General features: G+C 63.2%; 9 protein-coding genes. 6 read left to right on the top strand and 3 right to left on the bottom strand.

The features are described 5' to 3' along the window. Positions 1-174: 174 nt before the first annotated feature. The 3 genes from accC to HNH97_RS07820 are packed head-to-tail and all read right to left on the bottom strand — an operon-like array spanning position 175 to position 2767. Positions 175-1542: an acetyl-CoA carboxylase biotin carboxylase subunit gene (gene accC / locus HNH97_RS07830; RefSeq protein WP_171790510.1), complete on the bottom strand. Its 1368-nt coding sequence runs from the start codon at positions 1540-1542 to the stop codon at positions 175-177. Positions 1543-1553: 11 nt separating this feature from the next. After that, the gene (locus HNH97_RS07825; RefSeq protein WP_171790509.1) at positions 1554-2006 is read right to left on the bottom strand and encodes an acetyl-CoA carboxylase biotin carboxyl carrier protein; all 453 of its coding nucleotides are present in this window, start codon (positions 2004-2006) and stop codon (positions 1554-1556) included. A gap of 5 nt (positions 2007-2011) precedes the next feature. Then, on the bottom strand, positions 2012-2767 hold the full coding sequence (locus tag HNH97_RS07820; RefSeq protein ID WP_110913163.1) for an SDR family oxidoreductase: 756 nt from the start codon (positions 2765-2767) through the stop codon (positions 2012-2014). Positions 2768-3122: 355 nt separating this feature from the next. Between HNH97_RS07820 and pxpB the strand changes: the two genes are divergently transcribed. The 6 genes from pxpB to HNH97_RS07790 all read left to right on the top strand — a co-directional run bounded on the left by pxpB (position 3123) and on the right by HNH97_RS07790 (position 9327). Then, positions 3123-3803, top strand: a complete 681-nt coding sequence (gene pxpB, locus HNH97_RS07815) for a 5-oxoprolinase subunit PxpB (protein WP_171790513.1) — start codon at positions 3123-3125, stop codon at positions 3801-3803. After that, positions 3800-4810 carry a 5-oxoprolinase subunit C family protein gene (locus HNH97_RS07810; protein WP_171790508.1) on the top strand — a complete coding sequence of 337 codons (1011 nt, stop codon included), beginning with the start codon at positions 3800-3802 and terminating at the stop codon, positions 4808-4810. The genes pxpB and HNH97_RS07810 overlap by 4 nt, the downstream gene beginning before the upstream one ends. Beyond that, positions 4807-5574 (top strand): LamB/YcsF family protein, encoded by a 768-nt coding sequence (locus HNH97_RS07805; protein WP_171790507.1) that lies wholly within the window; start codon positions 4807-4809, stop codon positions 5572-5574. Before HNH97_RS07810 ends, HNH97_RS07805 begins: the two co-directional genes overlap by 4 nt. A 168-nt stretch (positions 5575-5742) precedes the next feature. After that, complete coding sequence (locus HNH97_RS07800) at positions 5743-6666, top strand: DMT family transporter (RefSeq protein WP_171790512.1); 924 nt, start codon at positions 5743-5745, stop codon at positions 6664-6666. Between the two features lie 151 nt (positions 6667-6817). Then, complete coding sequence (locus tag HNH97_RS07795; protein WP_171790511.1) at positions 6818-7996, top strand: MFS transporter; 1179 nt, start codon at positions 6818-6820, stop codon at positions 7994-7996. Positions 7997-8124: 128 nt separating this feature from the next. Further along, positions 8125-9327: a pyridoxal phosphate-dependent aminotransferase gene (locus HNH97_RS07790; protein ID WP_171790506.1), complete on the top strand. Its 1203-nt coding sequence runs from the start codon at positions 8125-8127 to the stop codon at positions 9325-9327. The last annotated feature ends 226 nt before the right edge of the window (positions 9328-9553 follow it).

Below are 9553 nucleotides of genomic sequence, written 5' to 3'. Positions count from 1 at the left end.
GGGCAACACCCGGGGCGGCCTGTTCCACGCACAGGCGTAGCCGCAGGCCCGCGGCCTCATTCGTCAGTTCAAGGCTTTCCAGCCCCGCCTGCGCCAGCCATGTCGCCATCTGCACGATCTGGTCGGGGTCAGGCATCCGGTCGAAATGGGGCACCAACTGTTCGGAGCGGTTGTTCATGAGGCCGTCCTGTGCGCAAGCCAGCGTTCAAGGTAATGGATATCCACCCCACCGCGTTCGAACGCCGGGTCCGCCAGCAGGTCCTGATGCAGGGCGATGTTGGTGGCAACACCTTCCACCTTCATTTCCGCCAGTGCGACACGCATGCGCGCGATGGCTTCCGCCCGCGTTGCGCCATGACTGATGATCTTGCCGATCAGGGAGTCATAATAGGGCTGCACCGTATAGCCCGCGACCACATGCGTATCGACACGGATCCCCGGCCCGCCGGGCAGGTCCCAGCGTGTAATGGTCCCGGGCGAGGGCATGAAGGTGAACGGGTCCTCCGCATTGAGGCGACACTCGATGGCGTGCCCCCGCAAGGCGATATCGGACTGTGCGATATCCAGCGTCTCGCCCTGTGCGATACGCAACTGCTGCGCCACGATGTCGATGCCGGTCGTCTCCTCGGTAATGGGATGTTCGACCTGCACGCGGGTATTCATTTCGATGAAGGCGAAGACCCCGTCCTCATACAGGAATTCGAACGTTCCCGCGCCGCGATAGCCGATGCGCCGGCAGGCTTCGGCACAGCGTTCGCCAATCCGGGCGATCATCTCCGGCGTGATGCCGGGGGCGGACGCCTCCTCCAGCACCTTCTGGTGACGGCGTTGCAGCGAACAGTCGCGCGCGCCCAGCCACAGCGCCGTGCCGTGCGTGTCGCACAGGACCTGGATCTCGATATGGCGTGGTTTCTGCATGAAGCGTTCAAGATACAGCGTCGGATTGCCAAAGGCCTGCTGCGCTTCCTTGGCCGTCAGCATGACCGCCTGCGCCAGGTCGGCCTCACGCTCGACCACGCGCATGCCGCGCCCGCCGCCACCGCCCGACGCCTTGACGATCACGGGGAACCCCACCTCCAGCGCAATGGCCTTCACCGCGTCCATGTCGGCAGGCAGCGGCCCGTCCGATCCGGGCACGCAGGGCACCCCGGCCTCCCGCATGGCGCGCTTGGCGGTGATCTTGTCGCCCATCATGCGGATGGACGCGCCCGTCGGGCCGATGAAGGTCAGGCCCGCAGCCTCCACCGCATCGGCGAAATCGGCATTTTCCGACAGGAACCCGTAACCGGGATGGATGGCCTGCGCCCCCGTCAGTCGGGCCGCAAGCAGCAGTCCGTCAGGATCAAGGTAACTGCGCGCCGCAGCGGGAGGGCCGATACACAGGCTGACATCCGCCTCATGCACATGGCGGCTGTCCGCGTCGGCTTCGGAATGCACGGCCACCGTCTCCAGCCCAAGCTGGCGGCAGGCGCGCTGGATGCGCAGGGCGATCTCGCCCCGGTTGGCGATCAGCACCCGGCTGAAACGTCTCTTTTCACTCATGCCAGCCGCACTCATACCAGTCGGAACAGGGGTGTACCTGCCTCCACCTCGGCGCCGTCATCCACCAGAACGGCGGCGATTTCACCCGCCTGCGTGGCGCGGACGGCATTGAATACCTTCATGGCTTCGACCAGTCCCACTTCCTGTCCAGCCTGCACCGCATCGCCCACCGCAACGTAAGGTGCGGCACCGGGAGAGGGTGAGAGGTGGAACACCCCATAAGACGGGGCCGTAATGACGTGATCAGCCGCAGGCTCCGTCATCGCGGGCGCAACCGGATCGGCCACCCCTGGCGCGCGGCCCACCTCGACGGTGGGGGCCGGGAGGGCGGGAGCGACCACAGGCCGTCCCCCACCATTGCCACGGGTGATGCGGATGCGGCAGCCGCCTTCCTCCACCTCAAGCTCCGTCACCGGAGCGCGGGCCAGAAGGTCGATCAGCCGCCTGACATGCGAGAGATCCACCGTGCCTACGCCGCGCCGGATGTCTTCTTGGCGAAGTTCAGGCCACCGACCACCTGCATGGTCGGCAGCACCTCCATGAAACTGACATTCATGCGCTGCGGCGCCATGACGGCAAAGGCGACGGAGTTGGCGATATCCTCCGGCAGAAGGGAGTCATATTCGTCAAAGAAACGCTTTTTCGCTTCTTCCATGTTGCCGATCAGGCGACCGAACACTTCGGTCTCGACCCGCGCGGGGGAGACTTCGGTCACGCGGATATGCCGCCCGAACAGGTCACAGCGCAACTGCTGCGACAGCGAATGCACGCCTGCCTTGGTGGCGTGATAGACCGTGTTGCCACCGGCAAAGGCGTAATGCCCGGCGATCGAGGTGATGTTGACGATATGCCCGCGATCACGCGCGATCATGCCTGCCACCACAAGCCGCGTCAGTTGCAGGACCGCGCGCAGGTTCACATCCACCAGCGCGTCGATATCCTCCGGCGTGGTGCTGGTGATGTTCCCGGTGCGCGACTGTCCCGCATTGTTGACCAGAATGTCGATTTCCAGTCCCTTTACCAGCGCCTCGATCCCGGCCTGGTCGGAGACGCTGACCGCATGGGGGACGCACCCGGTTTCCTGCGCCAGCGTTTCCAGTCGCGCCGCATCGCGCGCCACGGCATGCACTTCGATCCCTTCCGCTGCCAGGCGACGGACGATCGCCGCCCCGATGCCAGAGGATGCGCCAGTGACGAGGGCGGTACGGTACGGCTGGTTGCTCATTGGTAAGAAGACCCGATTCTGAACAGAAAAACTGACACGGCCCGGCCCCACAACGGCTGCCGGATGCTCAGCCATTTCTTCATGTTACCGACCCTGCGCAACATGCGCCAAGAGCACTTCGTTCTCACGCCATAACATAATCTGATGGCCCGTCCGCATCCCCGGGCCATAAGATTATCCGATGGCCTCACAACCAGAATTGCACTGGCCATCGTTACGCAAAGCGACATAGTTTCGACCGGGGCGCATGATGCCGCGAAACCTGTACCGCCATGGTTCCGGCCCCATACCGGCCCCTGGCTTTTTCGGGATGTGACCAGCACTGTTGCGGGGATTGTGTATCTTGAGCACGGATATGAGGCACGATGTGGCGCACGATGCGGATGCGCGCCCCGTTACCAGCATGATCGGCACGCGCGCCATGCTGTTCGAGGCGCCGGGCGACTTCACCATGGCGCAGCAGCGCCGGATCTGGGCGCTGATGGATGCGGCGCAGGGCCGCCCTGACGTGTGTGAACTCATCCCCGGTGTCACCAACCTCATGCTGGTCCTTGCCGCCCCGCCCGCCGATCCGCAGGCCGTGGCCACATGGCTGTGCCATGCATGGGACACCCTGCCCGAACGGCATATCGAGGGACGCCTTTTTGAAATCGGCGTGCGTTATGGGGGCGAACTGGGCGAGGATCTGGCCGCCGTCAGCGCGCATGCGGGCCTGCCGCCCGAAGAGGTCATCGCCATCCATCATGCCAATGACTACACGGTCTGCGCCATCGGCAGCGCGCCGGGCTTTGGTTACCTGCATGGGCTGGACCCGCGCATCGCAACCCCGCGCAAGACCGTGCCGTCACTGAACATGCAGGCCGGCACCGTCATCATCGGCGGCATGCAGGCGGGCATTTCCGCGCTGACGGGGCCGAACGGGTGGAACTCCATCGGCTATACCGACCTGCGGCTGTTCGATCCGTACAGACAGCCGCCCGCCCTGTTCGCCGTTGGCGATCGCATCCGCTTTTATCCGGAAAGCATCGAGCTGTGATCACGATCCTTGAAACATCGCCCCTCAATACGGTGCAGGATCTGGGACGGCCCGGGTACCGTAACCTTGGCGTCAGCACGTCGGGCGTGATGGATCCGGTCGCCCTGCGGGCTGGCAACATCCTGCTGGGCAACAATGATGATGCCGCCTGCATCGAACTGCAGACCTACCCGTTTGTCCTGCGCCTTGATGCGGCGGCGACCTTTGTGGTGACGGGCATCGACGCCGCAATCGAACTTGACGGCCGTCCCGTCCTGCCATGGATGGTCGAGACCGCCGCCGCCGGGCAGGTCCTGCGTATCGGCCAGCCCGGCAGGGGCGCGCGGGGTTATGTCTGTATCGCGGGCGGGATTGACGTGCCCGTCGTGCTGGGGTCGCGAAGCACGCAGTTGCGCGGGGGCTTTGGCGGGCTGGATGGCCGGCCTCTGGAGGCTGGCGATACGCTGAAGACCACGGGCACCACGCTGGACATGGCGGGTTATGGCGCCCTTCCCCCTTCCGCCGTGCTGAAGGATGCCGCCGGGGAGGCGGACGGCAGGACCATCCACCTGCGCGCCATGCCCGCGACCGATTATGAACTGTTCACGCCCGAAGCCCGGCAGCGTCTGTGGACGACGCCATGGCGCATCACCCCGCAGAGCGACCGCGTGGGCTATCGCCTGTCGGGCGCGCCACTGGAACTGCGCCATCGGGTTGAACTGCGGTCCTATGGTGTGATCGCGGGGATCGTGCAGGTCCCGCCGTCGGGCGAGCCGATCGTGCAGTTGTCCGATGCCAATACCGTTGGTGGCTATCCCCGGATCGCCACCGTGATCGAAGCCGACCTGTGGCGTCTGGGACAGGCGCGGATCGGCACGCATATCCACCTGCATGAATGCAGCTTCGCCGAAGGTGTGGCCGCCATGCGGCCGGTCAGCGCCTATCTGGATGACCTGCGCATGATGGCTGGCCGCTACCGCCAGTCCGCGCGCCGCCGCGCTGGCATGAAGTCAGGAGACAGGGCATGAAAATCGACCTCAATTCCGACATGGGCGAAGGGTTCGGCCGCTGGCGCATCGCCGATGATGACGGCCTGATGGATACCGTGTCGTCAGCCAATATCGCCTGCGGTTTCCATGCAGGTGACTACGCCATCATGGATCGCACCGTGCAATTGGCGAAGGAAAAAGGCGTCGGGATCGGCGCACATCCCGGCCTGCCGGACCTGATCGGTTTCGGGCGGCGCGCGATGGCGGTCTCCGATGCGGATATGGAAGCGATGATGTGCTACCAGATCGGCGCGCTGCAGGGGATTGCGGCACGGCACGGGCACCGCGTGACCCATGTCAGCTACCACGCCGCATTCGGCAACATGGCCAATGCGGATGAAGGACTTGCCCTGCGCCTGACCCGCGCCATTGCCGCGATGGACCGCGAACTGTCCGTATTCTGCATGCCCGGTCAGGCGACGGAGCGCGCGGCGGAAAAGGCAGGGCTGCGTCCGCATACCCTGTTCCTGGCGGATCGCGCCTATACGGCGGCGGGCATGCTGGTCCCACGCGGGCGGCCGGGCGCGGTCATCCATGATCTGGCGGACGTGCGCGCGCGCGTGAAGCAGTTCCTGCATGACGGGTCCGTCACCACCATTGATGGCACACGCCTGCCGGTCCGTGCGCGCTCCATCCTGGTACATAGCGACACCCCCGGGTCACTGAAACTCGCACGCGCGATCCGTGCGGAAATCGAAGCCAGCGGCGGCATCCTGACCCCTGCGTGCCAGATCATGGACTGAGACATCTCTCAGCCATAAGAATTTATTATTACCAAGAAACAAATGCCTATGACCCGAAATGCGCCCCGCGCGTTACGATGACGTAACGTGTGGCAGGCAGGGGCATGGAAAAATTGATCCTTCATGACGCGCGCCTTCGTTCATGTCGTGCATCGGGGTACGGACACAATGAAGCATGACCTGAAACGTGGTGCATTACTTCTGGCATCGGCAACATTCTTTACCGCAGCACTCAATGCCCTGCAGAAACTGACGGGTTCGACCCTGCCCGCGCTTGAAATCACCTTTTTCCGCAACCTGTTTTCCCTGCCATTCGTGCTGCTGATCGCATCACGCACGGGCATTGTCCTGAAAACGCATCATTTCGGCGGACATGTCGTGCGTTCGGTTGTCGGACTGATCAGCATGATCATGGTGGTGATCACCGTAACCCGCCTGCCGCTGGCGGAACAGCAGGTCCTGTCCTACACGCAGCCACTGTTCCTGGTCCTGCTGTCCATTCCCCTGCTGCATGAACGCCCCTCCTTCCAGCGCTGGATTGCGGTGCTGATCGGGTTTTCCGGCGTGATCGTCGTCGCCCTGGGCAAGGGACTGCTGCATGGCGCCGACAGCGCGGTGCCCGCCTGGGCCTATTTCGTGGCGCTGGCGCAGGGCGGCGTAGGCGCACTGACCACCATGCAGATCCGCCAGCTTTCGGCCACGGAGTCCAGCACCACCATCGCCCTGTGGCAGGCCATCCTGATGACGTCGATGACCGCGCTGCCGCTGCCGTTCATCTGGACCACGCCCGACCTGACCGAAGCCCTGTGCCTTGTCGCCGTGGGGGCCTTCGCCGGCATTGCGCAGGTGCTCCAGACCGAAGCCTTCGCATCGGCGCAGGTGTCCGCCATCGGTCCCTTTGCCTATTCGGGGCTGCTGTGGGCCGCACTGATCGGATGGTTCGGGTTTGGGGAAATCCCCGGCGTGGCCATGGTCATTGGTGGATTGCTGATTATTGGCTCTGGCGTGTGGATGCTGCGCCATGACCGCCCGGCGAAGCAGAAAGCCGTGGCCGAGGGCACGATGGACGCCGCCACGGGCACCCCGCCATGACCCCTGCCTCATGCCTGCCGCCCTGCTGCTTCATCCCCAATTCACGGCACACCGGGAGTCCTGTCGCGTGACAACAGGTGAAATCACGACCAAGGCCAAAGGCAGGCGGGCGATTCCTGCCCGCCATGTGTTCTTCTTTCTCGTTTTCCTGATGTACGCCATCAGTTATGGCGACCGTGCCGCGCTGTCCATTGCCCTGCCGACGATGGGCAGGGAATTTTCCCTCACCCCGGTGCAGATGGGCTGGGTGTCCTCCAGTTTCCTGTGGTCCTATTTCCTGCTCAACCTGCCATCGACCATCGTGCTCGATATGGTGGGGGCACGGGCGATTGGCTCCCTGGCCGTGGGCATATGGTCCTTTGCCATGCTGCTGGGGGGCATGGCGCAGAACATCACGCAGTTCCTGCTGACGCGCATGCTGCTGGGCGTGGGGGAGGCCCCGACCTTTGGCGTTGGGGCGACGGTCGTGCGCAACTGGGCACTGCCGAAGGAGCGCGGGTCGGTCATGACCATGCTCCTGACGGGCATGCAGCTTGGCCTGGCCGGTGGCACGATCGCGGGGGCCTATCTCATCACTTTCTTTGGGTGGCGCTGCGAATTCATGGCGCTGGGGGGCATTGGCATCCTGTGGGCGGTGGTCTGGTGGCTGATCTACCGCAACCCGAAGGAAAAGACCGACGCACCACGCCGGAAACCCATTTCAGTGCGGGAAATACGCAACCTGTTCCGCTCGTCTTCCTTTCTTGGCATCCTGGTGGTGCAGTGTACGCAAAATTACCTGAATTTCCTGGTCATGTCGTGGATGCCGCTCTACCTCATCCATGAACTGCATATCGACATTACCGGCACGGGCAACAGCACGGCCCTGTGTTACCTGAGTGCGGCGGCCGGTGCGGTCATCATCGGGCGGATACTGGAACAGCTTGTCTTTCGCAATGGCATCCACCCGCCCTACCGGCGTTTCATCGTCGCCATCTGCCTGGCCGGGGCCGCCACGATCGGACTGCTGCCGCAGTGCCATACCATGCTGCCCATCCTGCTGGTCCTTTCCGGCGCACTGGCCTGCCTGATGGCCGCCAATGGCGCCAATACCGCCCTGCTGACCGACATGGTCGAAGATGGTGGGAAAATGGGGGCGGTTACGGGCGTCACGCTGACATGCAGTAACGCGCTGGGACTGCTTTCGCCCATCCTGACCGGGTATATCGTCGCCTGGACCGGCAGTTTCGACATGGCCTGGTATATGTGCGCCATTGCCCTGATCGTTGCGGCCCTGCTGTCGCTGGCGATGGTGCGCAACCCGATCCGGATGGACACGCAGGACGGATAACCGCCCTTTCATAGGATTGTTGTATGGGGCCAGACGATTTTCGTCGGTATCGAACCCATCGTGAAACGATCTACGATACGTTGCAGGCATGTATTGTGTTGCATGAGCAGAAGTGGAGAGAGCGTCCGATGCCCGGGTTTGCGGATCGACTGAATGGAATTGGGATTTCGGCTTCCGCCGCGATGACCGACAAGGCGTCGGTGCTGAAGGCGGAAGGGGTGAAGATTATCAGCCTTTCCTCTGGCGAACCGGACTTCCCCACGCCGGAGCATGTGGTGGAGGCGGCCTTTGCCGCGGCGCGCGCGGGAGATACCAAATATCCGCCCCAGGACGGCAAACCCGCCCTGAAGAAAGCGGTGCAGGCCAAATTCCAGCGTGAAAATCACCTTGATTACGCACTTGATGAAATCCTGGTGGCCAACGGCGCCAAGCAGATCATCTATGACGCCATGATGGCCACCATCAATCCCGGTGACGAAGTGGTCCTGCCCACCCCAAGCTGGATCAGCTATGCCGATATCGCCCGCCTTGCCGGTGCGAATATCGTCTCTGTCCCCTGCCCCGCCGAAAGCGGCTTCCGCCTGTCGGCCACCGCCCTTGACGCCGCCATCACCCCCAAAACGAAGTGGCTGGTGCTCAACTTCCCCGGCAACCCGACCGGTGCGTGCTGCCCGCGTGAGGATATGGAGGCCATCGCCGCCGTCCTTCTGAAACATCCCCATGTCTGGATCCTGACCGACGATATCTATGAGCACCTGATCTATGACGGGTTTACCTTCTGCACGATCGCCGAAGTGGAGCCACGACTGAAAGATCGCGTCCTGACCGTCAATGGCGTGTCGAAGGCCTATGCCATGACTGGCTGGCGCGTGGGCTATTGCGGTGGTCCCCGCGCACTGATCGCGGCGATGAACAACATGCAGGGCCAGACGACAAGCGGCATCAACACGCTGGCGCAGGCGGCCGCTGTCGCGGCGCTGAATGGCCCGCAGGATTTCCTTCAGGCCCGCGCCGCCGAATATCAGGCCCGTCGCGACCTTGTGGTCAGCCTGCTCAACGCCATTCCCGGGGTGGAGTGCCATACGCCGCAGGGTGCGTTCTATGTCTATCCCGACATCAGCGGATGCATGGGCAAGACGTCGGCAGGTGGCCGCCTGATCGCGACCGATGCCGATTTCGTCATGGCCCTGCTCGAAGAGCAGCAGGTGGCCTCCGTACAGGGCGCGGCCTATGGCATGAGCCCCTTCTTCCGTATCTCCTACGCAACCGATACCACAACCCTGCGCGAAGGCTGCCGTCGTATCGCGGCTTTTGTGGATGGGCTGAAATAAGGCGCTCTCCCCCACGACAGAAGCCGGGATACCGCAGGGCATCCCGGCTTTTTTTATGATCCGCCACAGGGCATGGGTATTTCCCCCGCCCACAAGAAATTGCACAAATCATTCAAAATTTTCTGGCGAAGCTTTTTTAGCACTACAGTTGCATTTTGTGTTGAGTTCTGAATCGATGGGTAACCATGATTCAGGATATGATGAGTGGCGGTACGTCTGTTGAAGA

The organism is Gluconacetobacter entanii, assembly GCF_013155425.1.
In the GTDB taxonomy this organism is placed as follows: domain Bacteria; phylum Pseudomonadota; class Alphaproteobacteria; order Acetobacterales; family Acetobacteraceae; genus Novacetimonas; species Novacetimonas entanii.
The sequence above is the reverse complement of the archived record's forward strand: the minus strand, read 5'-3'. Positions and strand labels throughout refer to the sequence as shown.